The sequence below is a fragment of the Massilia sp. TWR1-2-2 genome, assembly GCF_049897565.1.
Classification (GTDB): domain Bacteria; phylum Pseudomonadota; class Gammaproteobacteria; order Burkholderiales; family Burkholderiaceae_D; genus JAFCUW01.
This window is the reverse complement of sequence record NZ_JAFCWM010000004.1, coordinates 1-14,430: the sequence shown is the minus strand read 5'-3', so window position 1 is coordinate 14,430 and position 14,430 is coordinate 1. Positions and strand designations below refer to the sequence as shown.

The window sequence follows — 14,430 nt, the reverse complement described above, 5'->3', positions numbered from 1 at the left end:
TCACTGGGCGACTCCGATGAAAGTATCGAGGAATAGTTCGCGCGCCATTTTCAGCGGCAGCTGCGGCTGGTCGAGGTAGCTCGCCAGCGCGCGCACGTCGATGTCGACGCCGACCTGCTCGTCGACCCAGCCGGTGTCGGCAAAGCTGACCTGCTGGTCGCGGCCGACCAGCGGATCGATGATGGCGTGCAGGCAGGCGACGCAGGCGTCGCAGAAGCCGACCACCAGCACCGGCCGCGTTTCGAGCTCGGTGACAAACAGCACCAGGTCAAGATCGGCCTGGCGCAGGAACGGCGCAATCAGCTCCATCCAGAATGACGCCACCGCCGCGCGCGCGCCGGGCGCATCGGGCAGCGGCAGCACAAGGCTCTTTTCCAGGTCGGCCGCGCCGCTGTGCATCACCGGCTGCAGCAACAGGCCAAGTGCCAGCACCAGCTCGCGCACGTCGGCGCGTCCCAGCAGCGCGGCCAGCGAGCCGACCGTGCCGGTGGCCAGGAACGCCGTCAGTGCGGCGCCGCAGTTGTCGTCCGGCGCCAGCACGGTGTCGGCGATTTCCTGCAGCGGCGAGGCCGGATCGGCCGCGCCAACCACCTTCGGCGCCGTCGCGGCAAAGAAGGCGAACAGCGGATCGAGCGCCAGCGGGCATTGCGACACGAAAGCGGCAGGATCGGCCACCTCCAGCGTGCGCATCATCAGGAACGGAAAACGGCGTCCCGACTGGTCGCGGCTGGCGACGATGTGGCCGGCGATGGCATGGCGTCGGCGCGGGCCGACGAAGGCGAAGTTGACAGGCGCCAGCGCGTCGTAGTGGATCTTCCAGCGCGCGTCGTCCGGCAGCCGCGTCATCACTTCGGCCAGCCAGTCGTCAAGCGCGCCCATCAGCTCGGTGTCCGGCGACAGCTTGATGAAGTCGCTGTGCGACGGCACCTTGCCGAAGTAGCCGAAGCGTTCCTGCATCGCGCCTCTCATTGCGCACCGCCGCTGCCGGCGGCGGCGATGACGGCGCCGGCCGGCGCGGCGACGTCGCGCCCGACGATCGCCGGTGGCAGCCGCAGCCCGCGGAAGCCCTGGCTGGCGGGGGCGCTGGCGGTATTCGGATCGCTGACGACCTTCAGCTCGACTGCCACCGTCACCGCGCCGTTATTCCAGCGCAGCTCATTCCAGCGGTCACCCTTCTTCTTGCGCACTGCCGCCGCCAGCATCTTCTCGAGGCCCTTGTCGGTCGTATCGCTAAACAGTTCAACCGTGCGCCCGTCCACCGTGACGGCACTGATGCGGGCGCCATGCACGCCTTGCGGTCCGGGATGGACCATGTTGGTCCATGCCGGCGGCGTATTCCGGTAGCGCATCTGCTGGCCGTCGATATCGACGGTGAATTCGGCGATGCCGGGACCTTGCAGCGGCAGCAGCTGGAACACCGTCTGCGGCGCCGCCGCGGCGACGCCGTTGGCCGACAGCGGCGCGATCCAGCCGGGGAAGCTGGCCACCGCCTGCGGCGCCAGCGAAATGCCGATGTCGGCCCAGGTGCGCGCGGCCAGCACGTCGCCGCGCCGCACCACCAATGGCCCCATCGACGTGTTGACGAACTTGGCGATCGCGCCCTCCGGCCCGAACACCTGGGCGATTTCGGCCGCCGACGCCTCCGGCGCGCCCGGCGCGAACGGCGCCTTGGCAGCCAGCGCCTTCTGGAACGGGTCGATGACCTGCGCCCGCCACGTCGTGTTCAGTTCCGCCTCGCTCGGCATCACGATTACCGCGAAGGTCTGGATCAGCGGGCGCACCAGGATCGGCCGCAGCGCCATCTTCTGGCTGTCGGTCATCCCGGTCAGCATCTGCTCGTCGACATACTTCAGCGCGTCCGACAGCTCCGAGCCGTTGCCTTCCAGCGTCTGCTGCATGAACTGCTTGGCGCCAGGTCCCGGATCGCCCTGATTCTTCAGCTGGTTCAGGCGGCCGCGCAGGCGCGACAGGTTATCCAGGTAGCCACCCATCAGCGAGGCCTGCTTCTCGCGCAGGCCGACCAGCCGCGCCACGCCGGCAAACTCGCGCCCGATCGGTCCCATTGCCGGCGCCTCGCTGCGCGGCCGGCCGGCGTCCGGCGGCAGGTCGGCAATGTTGCGCGCTTCGCTAGGGGCGCGCCGCAGGATCGACTCCTTGAACCACACGAACAGGCCTTTCTCTACCTTCGCCATGTTCGAGCTGGCGGCCGACGGGTTGTCCCACGACGTCTCCTGGTAGATCGCACCCAGCAGCTTGGCCAGCGGCGACGTTTGCGGATCGCCCAGCCGGTTCATCGCCGCGATGCTGCCCTCAAAAGTGCCCAGATCGGCCACCGTGACGCCCTGTACGAACTTGAGCCACTCGCGCGTGTAGTCGGCCTGATACAGTTCGGTAAGCGATTTCTGGATCTGTTCCGGACTGCCTTCCAGCGTCAGGTCGTCCTTCACCGCCGTCTTCAGCACCCAGTCGGTGCTCTGCAGTTCCTTGTTGGACGCCTCGCGGATCGCGCCGATCACGAACTTCTGCCACGCGTCGCGGGTGAATGCGCCAGGAACCGCGTAGCTGCCGGCCATCAGCGCCTGGTCCTGCTCGCCGACGATGCGCGCCACCGTGACGGCCGAAAAACGGGTCGCAGCACGCGCCTTGATGTCGGCATACACGCGTTCGCGCGCCGGCGTGCCGCGCACCACGCGGCGCAGGTTTTCGCGCGCGCCGTCGAGCAGGCCCAGTTTGGGCGTCAGCTGCGGCCAGGCCGGATCGGCGATCTGGGTCAGGTGAAAGCTCATCAGCCGCTCGGCGCTGCGGATCATTTTCTCCTTCGGCATCGCACCGCGGCTCGCCTCCAGCCAGCCACGCCAGAAGCGGGTCAGCTGGTCGTTCAGGTGACTTGGCTCGGCGCGGCTCTTGTCGGCCAACATCAGATATGTCTTCAGCGCGTTGTACGCATCGGTGACGTTGGTCGGCGACGCGTCCTGGTACGGCTGGCCAGGCTTGGCCGCAGCCGCCGGTGCCTGCGCCGACGGGTCGAGCTGCGCGGCGTTGGCGTTCATCTCCGTGAGCAGCGATTCGAGCGCCGCCCCCACCGGCTGCAGCATGATCTCGCGCACGCCGCCAAAATACTCGTCGCGCAGCTTGCGCTCGAGCGCCTCGCCCTGGTACAGGCCAAACCCCAGCATCCACGGCTTGCTGGCGCGGTATTTTTCCAGCTGCTCGATGCGGTCCTGCAGGATCTCCAGCGCTTCGAGCCGTGATTGCAGGTCGGCGCGCTTTTCCTGCAGCCGCACCACCTTGTCGAGGTCCGCCTGCACGTTGGCCACCAGCTGGCGATTGCCCATGTACGACCAGCTCCACAGGCCCAGCGAGCAGCCAAGCAGGATGGTCGCCGCAAAAAACGCGCCATACTTGAAGCGGGCGCTGTTCGGATTGGTGTAGCGCGTCACCAGTTCCTTGTCGGCGAAGATCACCTTGCGGAACAGGTCGAGCAGGAAGTAGCCGCTCTGCTGCTCCACTTCGCCGGCCTTCTGCTCGCGCAGCTCGAGGTCGAAGCGGCTCGCCACGCGTTTCGACGACTGGTTCTCCACACAGCCTTCCTGCAGCGCGCTGGTGAAGTAAAAGCCGCGGAACACCGGCTTGAACTGGTAGGTATTCTCTTCGAACAGCGTCGCCAGGAAGGCGCGCAGCGGCGTCTTGATCGACGCGAATTCGAGCGGGAACGTGAACACGCCAGGCCGCATGCGCGCGCTGCGGTTGCCGGCCATGCTGGCCAGGCTCATTTCCTTCAGGCCGTCGTGCAGCTCGTCGAAGTGCTGGTCGAAGAACGCCAGTACGTCCGGGCTGGTGCTGCGCCGGTTAAAGCGCATGGTCGCGCCCCACACACGATCGCGCTCGGTGCGCTCGGTGTCGTGGAAAAAATCGGCGAAGCCGGCGATCAGGTCGGCCTTCGTAAACACCACATACACCGGCGCGTACACGCCGAGTTTTTCGGTCAGCTCCTGCACCCGCGTGCGCAGGCTCTTGGCCAGGTCGATCGATTTCTTCGGATTCGCGCCCATCAGTTCAGCGACGCTGACGCAGATCAGGATGCCGTTGATCGGCGCACGCCGCCGGTATTTGCGCAGCAGCGCGAGAAAGCTGAACCACTCCGCACGGTCGGCGTCCACCGTCGAATAGCGCCCGGCCGTGTCGAGCAGGATGCCGTCGGTGGTGAAGAACCAGTCGCAGTTGCGGGTTCCTGCCACGCCCTGCACGGCCTTGGTGCCGGCGATCGGGAACTGCAGCCCTGAGTGGCCCACCGCGCTGCTCTTGCCGGCCGCCGGATTGCCGATGATCATGTACCACGGCAGTTCGTACAAGGCCGCCGCGCCGCTGTTCAAGCCGAGCTTCGAGGTCTTGATGGTGGTGATGGCCTGCAGCATGCTCTTGCGCAGCACCGCCACTTCGCTGCCGCTGGCCTGGGCGGCCGCTTCGGCGCTGGCAGGCGCTACCGTTTCAGCGAGCAATGTCGCCGAGCGGCGCCGGTAGAAATAGCGTGCGCCCCAGTACAGGCCCCAGCCGGCCAGCAGCGCCAGCGCCGCCACCCCCGCCCATATCGCAGCGACCTCAAGGGTATCTGCGCCAAGTAGCAAGAATGCCGCGAGTGCGGCCAATCCGATCACGCCGAGTACGCGGCTATCGGTGAGGAACTGCCAAAGTCGAGCCATGGTCGGGAGCGTCCGTGAGGGTTGGAAACAAAGTCCGGGAGGCAATGTTGGCACCATTGCCCCCGCTGAAATTTGTTCCAGAACAAACCTTGACAAGCGCTCGACCTATTTGCGCATTACCCCGCGCACCCGCAATTCGGTGTGTCCGAAGTCCATCATCGTCCAGCGCCCGCCCCAGGTCAGGCCGAGCGACTCGGCGACCTCGCCATACAGTCTGTAGCCGCGCATCGCCCACGGATGTTTCTCCGAAATGAGCAGTTTGCCGTCGCGCCAGAACGCGCAGTCGGCCGCCAGGCCGTACTGATGCCAGCTCTGGAAGGCGCCCGCATTGGTGACGTTGCTGCCCATGCTCGCCAGCAGATTTTGCCGCGCCGGACTGCGATATCCCTCCAGCAAGGCCATCTCGTACCCGTGCTTTTCCTTCATGATCTTGAATGCCATCAGCAAGCGCTGGCTGAAGTCCGGGTTCAGCTGCGTCCAGTTGCGCGAGGCGTCTACCAGCATCGGCCGCACCAGTTCGACTTCAAGCGTGGTGAACGCGACCGGCGGCAGCGCGACCGGCGGCGCCAGTTGTTCCCCCTGCAACAGCGCGGCGATCTGTTGATCCGGTGCGTCGATGCGCGCCTCATAGCCGGGCAGCATTCCTGGATTGCTCATCAACACCGCCAGCATCGTCGGCACTACTACCAGCGTCGCGCCGGCGCCAAACAGCAGCGCGTGCCGGCGCACAAACTTGAGCCGATGCGCGAACCAGCGCCGGCCGTCGCGCACTGGCGTTGCCGGCGGCGCGCTGCGCGGCTGGGACCAGCGCGCCGCCCGCTGGTCCCAGCGCCGGCTCATTTCGCTCTTCACCTGGCCGAGAAACTCCCGTCCCGAAGGAAATAGCACAAGCCAGATACCGCTGCACGCCAAACAAAAGTACACAAGTGCGATAAAGATCAGCATGGCATTCCCTGGATTGTTTCTAATCGGAAGTCAGAAGTCTTTATCTTAGGAGTAATATCGTGCGCCCTCCCGACGAAAATCAAAACGGCTCCACGCGACCGAACTTCATGTCGGCTACACGCCGCGCGTATGCCGGCGACGACAACATCCTCGCCCGCCTCGAGCGCGATGCCAAGCGTGGAAAGTCCGGCAAATCGGGCTCATGGAAGCATGCGACGCTGGCGTGGTGCATTTTTGCCGGCGTGCTGGTACTTGCGCTGATCGGCACCCTGGCCTCGCTGGCGCGCGAAAACATCACCGTGCCCAAGCCAGGCAAGGATGCCAGGTCCGATCACCTGGCCAGCAGCGTGCGCGGCGGCTTCGCCCCGCTGCCTGCCCCCTCGTCAAGCCGCAGGCTCGGCGCCAACGCCTACGACCTCCCCACGGAGGCGTCGCTGCTGCCACCGATGGTGATGCTCAAGTCCTTGCCCGCCGCCGCGAAAATGCCTGCCAAGGGGGCCCACCCAACGCCGCCCCCGCTGCGCGCCGCGGTCGCCAGGCCCGCCAAAGCCGCAACCGAGAGGCTCGTCGTCGCCGCCAAGCCGACGCCGGTGCGCGCGGCCCCGCCTGCAGTGCGGCAGTCGCCGCCGTCACCGCCGCGCATCGCCGCGGCCCCGGCGCGTCCAAGGAAAGTAACGGCGCCGGCGGCGCCGGCGGTGGAACCGACCGCCGTCGACAGCGACGTTGCACTATTGTCAGCGATTATCATGCACGCAAGCCGCCACTCCGCCGAGCGGGAAAAGATCGAAGCGGCGCGCTGCGGCGCCGGCAAGAAGTGTCCTCCGACCGATGCCTTTCCATCCCTGAAAGCCACAGACTAGGCGCTGCGCACCGGATTTCGCTGGGGTCGGCCAGCTTCCTCGGTTATACTGTATATAAGCACAGTACAGCACCAGGAAGTCCGGCCGGCCACAATGATCAAAGTCCTAGAAAACCAGTTCTACTACCTGGACAATTTCCAGCGCGTACTGGACTGGATCGGCGAGCGTTACAGCGACCTGCTGGCCGACGATGAGAAAGCATTCCTCGGCCTGTTCCCATCGTTGCCGCAACCGTCGCGCGCGCTGTTCGTGCGCATGGTCATGCGCAAGGGCACGCTGTTTCGCGCCAGTAAGCTCAACTATGCCGAGATCGGCTGCGCTATCGAGGCCGCGCGCCACCTGCCGGCCGGCTGGATCGAGCCGGACCCCGTGCTCTCGCTCGATTCATTGTTCGAGCTGCTGTCCAAGCCCGAGATCGGCACGATCTTCCAGTTATCGCTGCATCAAAAAGGCGCGCGCAAATCCGAGCAGCTGGCCGCCTTGCGCGCCGGCTTCGGCGCTGCACGCAAGTTCTCCGCCTGGCACCGCGACTGCACAGACCAGGTGTTCCACATCCTGGTCAAGCCGCTGTGCGACCGCCTGCGCCTTATCTTCTTCGGCAACTTCCGCCAGGACTGGACCGAATTCGTGCTGTCCGACCTTGGCGTCTACCGCTACGAGCAGGTCGAGTTTTCGCCCGCCTCGCGCGGCTTTCGCAGCCGCCGCGACATCGACCACTACCTAGAACTGCACCACTGCAAGGAACGCTTCCAGGCCAGCGCCACCGCCGAAGACGTGTTGCGCTCGCTGCCGTCCGGCGAGTTCGAGAACGACTGGCTCAACAGCCGGCGCGAACGGCTGCTGTTCCAGGTCGCCCAGCACTACGAAAAAATGAAGGACTGGAGCCACGCCTACAGCCTGTATGCGCGCTGCAGTTTCCCCGGCGCCCGCGGCCGCGCCATCCGCGTGCTCGAAAAAAATAAGCAGTACGCGCTCGCCTACCAGATGCTCATCGCCGCCCAGCGCGCGCCCGAAAGCGAAGCCGAACGCCAGCTGCTGCTGCGCATCTCGCCGCGCCTGACGCGCCAGCTGGGCCGTCCCACCACGCGCGCGCCGCGCAGCCCGGCCGTGTCGACGCTCGAGCTGCGCCTGCCGATGCCAAACGCCCAATGGTGGGTCGAGGGCGTCGTACGCGACCACCTGGCGCGCGCGGACGCGCCCGTGTTCTACGTCGAGAACGCGCTGATCAACGCCCTGTTCGGCCTGTTGTGCTGGCGCGCCGTCTTCAGCGCCATTCCCGGCGCCTTCTTCCACCCGTTCCACCGCGGTCCGGCGGACCTGTACAGCCCCGACTTCCACCAGCGCCGCGCCGCGGAATTTTCCGCTTGCCTGGCCGAACTCGATGCCGACCGCTGGCGCGACACCATCCGCGCCAACTTCGCCGCCAAGCGCGGCATCCAGTCGCCGTTCGTTGCCTGGGACGCCATCGACGCCGACCTGCTCGAACTGGCGCTGGCCTGCATCCCCGCCGTCCACCTGAAGAAAATGTTCGAACGCATCCTGCTCGACGTCCAGGCCAACCGCACCGGCTTTCCCGACCTGATCCAGTTCTGGCCCGCCGAGCGGCGCTACAACATGATCGAAGTGAAGGGCCCAGGCGACCGGCTGCAGGACAACCAGGTGCGCTGGATCGCTTACTGCGCCACGCACCAGATGCCAATTTCCGTGTGCTACCTGCAGTGGCTGGAGCCGGCCGCGTGACGCTAGACGCGAACTACGTCGTCGCCGTGCGCGCGCTGTGCGAATTCACCGCCAAGGCCGGTGACCTCGACCTGCGCTTCACGCCCTCGCCCACCGCCCAGGAAGGCATCGCCGGCCACGCGATCGTCACCGGCCGGCGCGGCCCGACGTACCAGGCCGAAGTGAGCCTGTCCGGCGAACACGGGCCGCTGCTGGTGCGCGGGCGCGCCGACGGTTACGATCCGGACCAGAACCTGCTCGAAGAAATCAAGACCTACCGCGGTCGCCTCGACCGCATGCCGGAGCGCCACCGCCACCTGCACTGGGCCCAGCTGCGCGTGTACGGCCACCTGCTGTGCCAGAAACTCGGTCTCGATTCTGTCAACCTGGCGCTGGTCTACTTCGATATCGGACGCCAGACCGAAACGCTGCTGCGCGAAACGGCCAGCGCTGCCGATCTGGCCGCGCAGTTCGCCGCCCACTGCGACCGGTTCGTCGCCTGGGCCGGCCGCGAACTGGCGCACCGCGAAGCGAGAAACAGCGCGCTGGCCGGCCTGCAGTTCCCGCATCCGCAATTTCGCCCCGGCCAGCGCCACCTGGCCGAGACCATCTTCCGCGCCAACAGCAGCGCACGATGCGTGCTGGCGCAGGCGCCTACCGGCATCGGCAAGACCGTCGGCACCTTGTTCCCGGTGCTGAAAGCGGCGCCTGGCCAGAAGCTCGACAAGGTCTTCTTCCTCGCCGCCAAAACGCCCGGCCGGCAGCTTGCGCTCGATGCGCTGGCGACGATACGTTGCGGCGTGATTCCGCTGCGGGTGCTCGAACTGGCCGCCCGCGACAAGGCCTGCGAACATCCCGACAAGGCCTGCCACGGCGACTCCTGCCCGCTGGCCAAAGGTTTTTACGACCGCCTGCCCGCCGCGCGCAGCGCCGCCGCCGACCTGCCGGTGCTCGACCGCGGCACGCTGCGCACCACGGCGCTGGCGCACGGCGTCTGTCCCTATTATCTCGGCAGCGAAATGGCCAAGTGGGCCGACGTCATCGTCGGCGACTACAACTACTACTTCGACGGCGGCGCGATGCTGTACGCGCTGACGCTGGCTAATCAGTGGCGCGTCAGCGTTCTGGTCGACGAAGCGCACAACCTGGTCGCGCGCAGCCGCTCGATGTATTCGGCCGGGCTGTCGCGCGGCGCCTTGCGCGGCGCCCGTGCGGTGGCGCCGCCGCTGCTGAAAAAATCGCTCGACCGCGTATCGCGCAACTGGACTGAACTCGATAAGGAGTCTGCCGCGCCTTACCAGGTAATGCCGGCGCTGCCCGACAAGCTGCTCGCCAACCTGCAGGGCGCCGTCAGTGAGATCACCGAATTTTTGGCCGAGAATCCGGCGCCGCTCGATCCGGCGCTGCAGCGCTTCTACTTCGATGCCATGCACTTCGCGCGGCTGTCCGAAACCTTCGGCGCCCATTCGCTGTTCGACGTCTCGCGCGACGCCGCCCACGGCTCCACGCTGTGCATCCGCAATATCGTGCCGGCGCCGTTTCTCAAGCCGCGCTTTGCGGCCGCCTATTCGAGCGCGCTGTTTTCGGCCACGCTCAGCCCCTGGCACTACTACAGCGACGCCCTGGGCATGCCGGAGGACACCGCGTGGATCGACGTCGAGTCGCCGTTTTCCAAAGACCAGCTGCAGGTCCACGTCATCAATCGCATCTCGACGCGCTTCCAGCACCGCGCCCGCTCGGTCGCGCCGATCGCCGAGCTGGTGGCGCGCCAGTACGCCGAGACGCCGGGTAACTACCTGGCGTTTTTCAGCAGCTTCGATTATCTCGATCAGGTCGCGCGCGCCTTCAGCGAGCAGCACCCGGCGATCCCGATGTGGCAGCAGTCGCGCAAGATGGACGAAGCCGAGCGCGCGGCATTCCTGGCGCGCTTCGCCGTCGACGGCCGCGGCATCGGCTTTGCGGTGCTGGGCGGCTCGTTCGGCGAAGGCATCGACCTGCCGGGCGCGCGGCTGATCGGCGCGTTCATCGCCACGCTCGGACTGCCGCAAATGAACCCGGTCAACGAGCAGGTGCGCCAGCGCATGGAAGCCACGTTCGGCGCCGGCTACGACTACACCTACCTGTACCCCGGCATCCAGAAAGTGGTGCAGGCGGCCGGCCGCGTGATTCGCGCCACCGATGACAAAGGCGTCGTCTACCTGATCGACGACCGCTTCGCGCAGGCCGACGTGCAGGCGCTGCTGCCACGCTGGTGGGGGCTGGTTGCGTAGCCGCGCAATTGTTTTTTGAGATCGCGGCTCAGGCACGTCGTCCTCGCGAACCCGGGACCCCATTTTCAAGCGCAGCCACTACCCCAGCAACGCCCGCAGCTTCTGATACCCGCTGCGGCTGATCGGTATGCGCCGCCCATCCTGCAGCACCGCCGCGTGGCTGTCCTTCCCCGCCGGCTCGATCCTGCTCATGCGCTCCAGGTTGACGATGTATGAGCGATGGATCCGCACGAAGCGAGCGCCATCGAGCTGCGCCTCCAGTTCCGCCAGCCGCTGGTTCTTCAGCCACGCCTTGCCGCCGGCGCTGATCTGCACATAGTCGTCCTGCGCCTCGATGCAGTCGATGTCCGCCGCCGCGATCACGTGCACCTTGGCGCCGTCGCGGATCAGTACCCGCTCGAGCGGCGCGTTGCGCCTGGCCGCCTCCTGCAGCACACCGTCCAAAGCCGGCGCCGGCGCACCGCGCGCATGCGCCAGCGCCACGTCGAAGCGCTGCTGGCTGAATGGCTTGAGCAGGTAATCGACCGCGTGCACCTCGAACGCCTTGATCGCGTACTGCTCGTAAGCGGTGACGAAGATAAAGCGCGTCGCCGCGCCGGCCAGCTCCAGCACTTCGAACCCGTTCAGCTTCGGCATCTGGATATCGAGGAACACCAGGTCCGGCGCCAGTTCGGCGATCGCCTTGACCGCCTCGAAGCCGTTGGCGCACTCGCCTACAATTTCAACGTCGGCGTGCGCGCCCAGGTATTCGCGCAGCACGCCGCGCGCCAGCTGTTCGTCGTCGACGATAATTACCCGCATCTCAAACTCCCTGGCTTTCGGCTGGCAGCGTCAGCTCCACCCGGAACACATTCTCGCGCCGCGACCAGTGCACCGCGGCTTCTTCGCCATATGCGGCCGCCAGGCGCTGGCGCACGTTGGCAAGGCCGATGCCGTGCCGCGTCGCCGCCGGCAGGTCGGCATCGACGTCGTTCTCCAGTGCCAGTCGCAACATCGTGCCGGCACGCGTGGCGATGATCCGTACCACGCCGCCTTCGGTCAGATTGCCGATGCCGTGCTTGACCGCATTCTCCACCAGCGGCTGCAGGATCATCGGCGGCAGCAGGCAGGCCAGCGCCTCGCCCGACACCTGCTGCTGCACGGCCAGGCGCTCGCCGAAGCGCACCTGTTCGATGGCCAGGAAATCGAGCGCCATCGTCAGCTCCGCCGCGAGCGTGACCTTGCGGTGCGCTTCCTGTCCCAGGCTGTGGCGAAAAAAATCGGCCAGTTGCAAGGTCATCGCACGGGCGCCGGCCGGATTGCTCGACGTGAGCGCGCTGATCGAATTGAGACTATTGAACAGGAAATGCGGATCGATCTGCGTGCGCAGCATGCGCAGCTCGGCATCTTGCGCCGCCACCTGCGCTTCGAGTTCACGCCGCTCCGACTTTCGCGCCCTGGCCTGTTCGATCGCCAGGTAGTTCCCCAGCGCCGCCAGGCCATACAGCACCACGCCGAGCGCGAACATCAGCGCCTTCATCGACGTGCTCATCTCGACCCCGGCCCATTCCTGCCCGCTCGACTGCAGCAGCGCGTTCCACCCGTTGCCAACGCCGGTCCAGCCGGCCGACGCCATCAGCGCGCTGACGCAAAACACCGCCAGGATCGACAGCCCGCTTTGCTTTTCAAGCGGCCAGGCGCGGCACATGTAATACGCCGAGAAACTGCAGCCGACCGCATACAGCAGCAGCAGCGGGACCGCGAACAGCAGGCTGTTGATCCAGCCGGCGCCGGCCATGCTGGCCACCAGCGCCGACAGCATCAGCGCCAGCAGCAGCCAGCCCGATACGTACAGTAGCGCGCCACGCCCACCGAAGAACGGTCCCTGCATCAGTTGCGCACTTCGACGCCACCCATGATGGCGTAGCCCCGGATGATCAGGCGCTTGCTGCTGTCCGGCGGCGGCGTGGTCTTCTCGGTAAAGCCGCCCATGATGGGCGTGCCGTGCAAAATCACGGTCCAGTCAGGCGGACACTTGATGGTGATCCCGCCCCACATCACGAACACGTTGATCACCGCCTCGGTCTGGATGTGGGCGCCGCGCATGTCGAGCGCGCAGCCGCCCATGATCGCGGTCACTTCGCCGCCCTTGAAATCCTGGCTGTGGATGCGCCGCTCGAAGCCGCCGAGTATGGCGGTGGCGTTGATGGAGTCGTCCAGCTGCAGCGCCTCGCCTTTCAGCGACGAGGCGACCAGGCGCCGCCCGCTGACCGCGCGGTACAGCACCGAGGCGCCCAGCGCGATTAGAATGAGGGGCCACATGGCGCGCCACGAGAAATAGATGATCCCGAGCCGTTGCAGCACCATCAGCACGCCGACCAGAATCAGGCCGCAGCCGAGGATGTAGCCGTCCGAGCTGCTGGTATCGAACAGCTTGAACACGCCGACCATGATCAGCACCATCGGCCAGAACTGCAGCGAACGGCGGAAGTCCCAGATGTTCAGGTTGTCGGCGAGGAACAGCAGCCCCATCCCGATGACCAGGATGCCGAGAATCACCTGGCGCGACATGCTCTTGTTATGGACTTCACTTTTCATGGCTGGACTCCTTGTTCGGTGCATTGACGGCAAAACGCTCGCGGATGAATGGCTTCAACACCAGCGTGATGCCCCACGCGATGATCAGGTAGGGCCAGCTGTTGCGAAACGTCATCCCGAACATGTGCTCGAAATTGGCGAACAGCCAGATGCCGATGAAACAGATCCACAAGCCGCTGGTGAAGTCCTGTGCGGTGGGATAGCCGATCATCTTGTTAATGCCGATCACGATCAACATCAGCGGCCAATAATGCCATAAGTCATGGATGTCCAAGATATCGAGCCGGTCCAGCAGCAGCGCGCCGCCGAGGCCAATCAACAGCAGCCCCCACATCAGCTGCTTGCGCCAGTAGTAAGAATTATTGTCGTTCACGGTCGCCTCCTGATAAGAACAGCGCCACGATAGCGCGCCCGCATCGCCGGCGACAGCGGTTTTCGGTGAATGGCGGCTGGCCACCGGCGAATGGCGCGCGCGTCGGCCAGTGGCGCCCCCTATGTATGCGTCCAGACGCAAAAAAACCCACACCGTTGCCGGGGTGGGCGGATCGACAGCGAAAAACTATCAGGCTGGTGGCAGCGACATTTCCATCGGCTGGTTGCGCACCTAGTTGTGATACTTGGCCCTGGCGATGGCTTGCTTGATCAGCTCGCGTGCCTTGTTGGTGCGCTTGATGTCCTTCTTTTCGTGCTTGCCGCGTTGTTGGGCTTCGTCTTTGTTTCCGATTCGCTTGGTCATGGGTAGCTCTCCTGAGTTGATGACTTGTTGTGTAATGATTTTGACTTCATGCTGTTTGCTTGCCGTTCCGCACATAGGACGGGACGACGCACGGTGTAGGAATCGAGGAAGTCAGCTGCGCGTGGCGACGACCTTGAAATCTTCCATCAACATGCCCCATCCAAGCTGTCGGCGGATTTCTTCCGGGGTCGGTGGCGGTTTCGAATCGCGCGCACGGCGCGCCAGGTATTCGCGCACGACATGTTTCGGGGGATGGGTAGTGGTGGGCATGAAATCTCCTGCGTTAGGTCCGCCGCAAACGCTTGAGCGGGTCGAAAAATTCTGGTGCCGATCCTTGAGGCGACCGGCTAACCTGCTGAGGTGTTCGTCTTCTTCGGATGCTGCCGGAAGGTGCGTCACTCACACAACTGCATCTTAACAGGGCGTTGAAAAAGGCATGAATACCTTCGGGTTTTATCGATGATCAGTCGAAATTTATCGATCCAAACCCGCATGCCTCCTGAGAACCAAGTTCTAGCCGCTTTTCAGGGCGATTTCCGCGCGTTTTCATGCCTTTCGGCGCTCAGTGGGCGGACTCCGCCCTATACGGTCGACAAACGCCAACCGAAAATCGTCGCCATGCG

12 protein-coding genes are annotated in these 14,430 nt (G+C 65.5%); 3 read left to right on the top strand and 9 right to left on the bottom strand.

Annotated features, from left to right (window positions below):
• From tagF to ACP7DD_RS04950, 3 genes are all read right to left on the bottom strand, one after another.
• Positions 1 to 957 (bottom strand): type VI secretion system-associated protein TagF, encoded by a 957-nt coding sequence (gene tagF / locus ACP7DD_RS04960; RefSeq protein ID WP_426173601.1) that lies wholly within the window; start codon positions 955 to 957, stop codon positions 1 to 3.
• Between the two features lie 8 nt (positions 958 to 965).
• The gene (gene tssM, locus ACP7DD_RS04955; RefSeq protein ID WP_426173600.1) at positions 966 to 4,700 is read right to left on the bottom strand and encodes a type VI secretion system membrane subunit TssM; all 3,735 of its coding nucleotides are present in this window, start codon (positions 4,698 to 4,700) and stop codon (positions 966 to 968) included.
• Positions 4,701 to 4,805: 105 nt separating this feature from the next.
• Complete coding sequence (locus ACP7DD_RS04950; RefSeq protein ID WP_426173599.1) at positions 4,806 to 5,645, bottom strand: M15 family metallopeptidase; 840 nt, start codon at positions 5,643 to 5,645, stop codon at positions 4,806 to 4,808.
• Between the two features lie 107 nt (positions 5,646 to 5,752).
• Here ACP7DD_RS04950 and ACP7DD_RS04945 point away from each other — a divergent pair, with 107 nt between their 5' ends.
• The 3 genes from ACP7DD_RS04945 to ACP7DD_RS04935 all read left to right on the top strand — a co-directional run bounded on the left by ACP7DD_RS04945 (position 5,753) and on the right by ACP7DD_RS04935 (position 10,494).
• Positions 5,753 to 6,505, top strand: coding sequence for a hypothetical protein (locus ACP7DD_RS04945; RefSeq protein WP_426173598.1), 753 nt, complete (start codon positions 5,753 to 5,755; stop codon positions 6,503 to 6,505).
• A gap of 93 nt (positions 6,506 to 6,598) precedes the next feature.
• The gene (locus ACP7DD_RS04940) at positions 6,599 to 8,245 is read left to right on the top strand and encodes a VRR-NUC domain-containing protein (protein WP_426173597.1); all 1,647 of its coding nucleotides are present in this window, start codon (positions 6,599 to 6,601) and stop codon (positions 8,243 to 8,245) included.
• Positions 8,242 to 10,494 (top strand): ATP-dependent DNA helicase, encoded by a 2,253-nt coding sequence (locus tag ACP7DD_RS04935; RefSeq protein WP_426173596.1) that lies wholly within the window; start codon positions 8,242 to 8,244, stop codon positions 10,492 to 10,494. Before ACP7DD_RS04940 ends, ACP7DD_RS04935 begins: the two co-directional genes overlap by 4 nt.
• Before the next feature lie 78 nt (positions 10,495 to 10,572).
• On the opposite strand, the gene ACP7DD_RS04930 is transcribed toward ACP7DD_RS04935, so the two are convergent.
• From ACP7DD_RS04930 to ACP7DD_RS04905, 6 genes are all read right to left on the bottom strand, one after another.
• Positions 10,573 to 11,295 carry a LytR/AlgR family response regulator transcription factor gene (locus ACP7DD_RS04930; protein ID WP_426173595.1) on the bottom strand — a complete coding sequence of 241 codons (723 nt, stop codon included), beginning with the start codon at positions 11,293 to 11,295 and terminating at the stop codon, positions 10,573 to 10,575.
• A gap of 1 nt (position 11,296) precedes the next feature.
• A complete protein-coding gene (locus ACP7DD_RS04925; RefSeq protein ID WP_426173594.1) occupies positions 11,297 to 12,364 on the bottom strand; it encodes a sensor histidine kinase in 1,068 nt (355 codons plus the stop codon).
• Entirely contained in the window at positions 12,364 to 13,071 is a 708-nt protein-coding gene (locus ACP7DD_RS04920; RefSeq protein ID WP_426173593.1) for a LiaI-LiaF-like domain-containing protein, read from the bottom strand. Before ACP7DD_RS04920 ends, ACP7DD_RS04925 begins: the two co-directional genes overlap by 1 nt.
• Positions 13,061 to 13,597 carry a LiaI-LiaF-like domain-containing protein gene (locus ACP7DD_RS04915; RefSeq protein WP_426173592.1) on the bottom strand — a complete coding sequence of 179 codons (537 nt, stop codon included), beginning with the start codon at positions 13,595 to 13,597 and terminating at the stop codon, positions 13,061 to 13,063. Before ACP7DD_RS04915 ends, ACP7DD_RS04920 begins: the two co-directional genes overlap by 11 nt.
• A gap of 78 nt (positions 13,598 to 13,675) precedes the next feature.
• Positions 13,676 to 13,807 (bottom strand): hypothetical protein, encoded by a 132-nt coding sequence (locus ACP7DD_RS04910; protein WP_426173591.1) that lies wholly within the window; start codon positions 13,805 to 13,807, stop codon positions 13,676 to 13,678.
• Positions 13,808 to 13,918: 111 nt separating this feature from the next.
• Positions 13,919 to 14,077, bottom strand: coding sequence for a hypothetical protein (locus ACP7DD_RS04905; RefSeq protein ID WP_426173590.1), 159 nt, complete (start codon positions 14,075 to 14,077; stop codon positions 13,919 to 13,921).
• Positions 14,078 to 14,430: the final 353 nt, after the last annotated feature.

What these genes read in the sequence shown, in the direction of transcription:
- ACP7DD_RS04950 (WP_426173599.1), bottom strand. Translation starts at nt 5,645, where the DNA reads ATGCTGATCTTTATCGCACTTGTGTACTTTTGTTTGGCGTGCAGCGGT.
- ACP7DD_RS04930 (WP_426173595.1), bottom strand. Translation starts at nt 11,295, where the DNA reads ATGCGGGTAATTATCGTCGACGACGAACAGCTGGCGCGCGGCGTGCTG.
- tssM (WP_426173600.1), bottom strand. Translation starts at nt 4,700, where the DNA reads ATGGCTCGACTTTGGCAGTTCCTCACCGATAGCCGCGTACTCGGCGTG.
- ACP7DD_RS04945 (WP_426173598.1), top strand. Translation starts at nt 5,753, where the DNA reads ATGTCGGCTACACGCCGCGCGTATGCCGGCGACGACAACATCCTCGCC.
- tagF (WP_426173601.1), bottom strand. Translation starts at nt 957, where the DNA reads ATGCAGGAACGCTTCGGCTACTTCGGCAAGGTGCCGTCGCACAGCGAC.
- ACP7DD_RS04910 (WP_426173591.1), bottom strand. Translation starts at nt 13,807, where the DNA reads ATGACCAAGCGAATCGGAAACAAAGACGAAGCCCAACAACGCGGCAAG.
- ACP7DD_RS04905 (WP_426173590.1), bottom strand. Translation starts at nt 14,077, where the DNA reads ATGCCCACCACTACCCATCCCCCGAAACATGTCGTGCGCGAATACCTG.
- ACP7DD_RS04920 (WP_426173593.1), bottom strand. Translation starts at nt 13,071, where the DNA reads ATGAAAAGTGAAGTCCATAACAAGAGCATGTCGCGCCAGGTGATTCTC.
- ACP7DD_RS04940 (WP_426173597.1), top strand. Translation starts at nt 6,599, where the DNA reads ATGATCAAAGTCCTAGAAAACCAGTTCTACTACCTGGACAATTTCCAG.
- ACP7DD_RS04925 (WP_426173594.1), bottom strand. Translation starts at nt 12,364, where the DNA reads ATGCAGGGACCGTTCTTCGGTGGGCGTGGCGCGCTACTGTACGTATCG.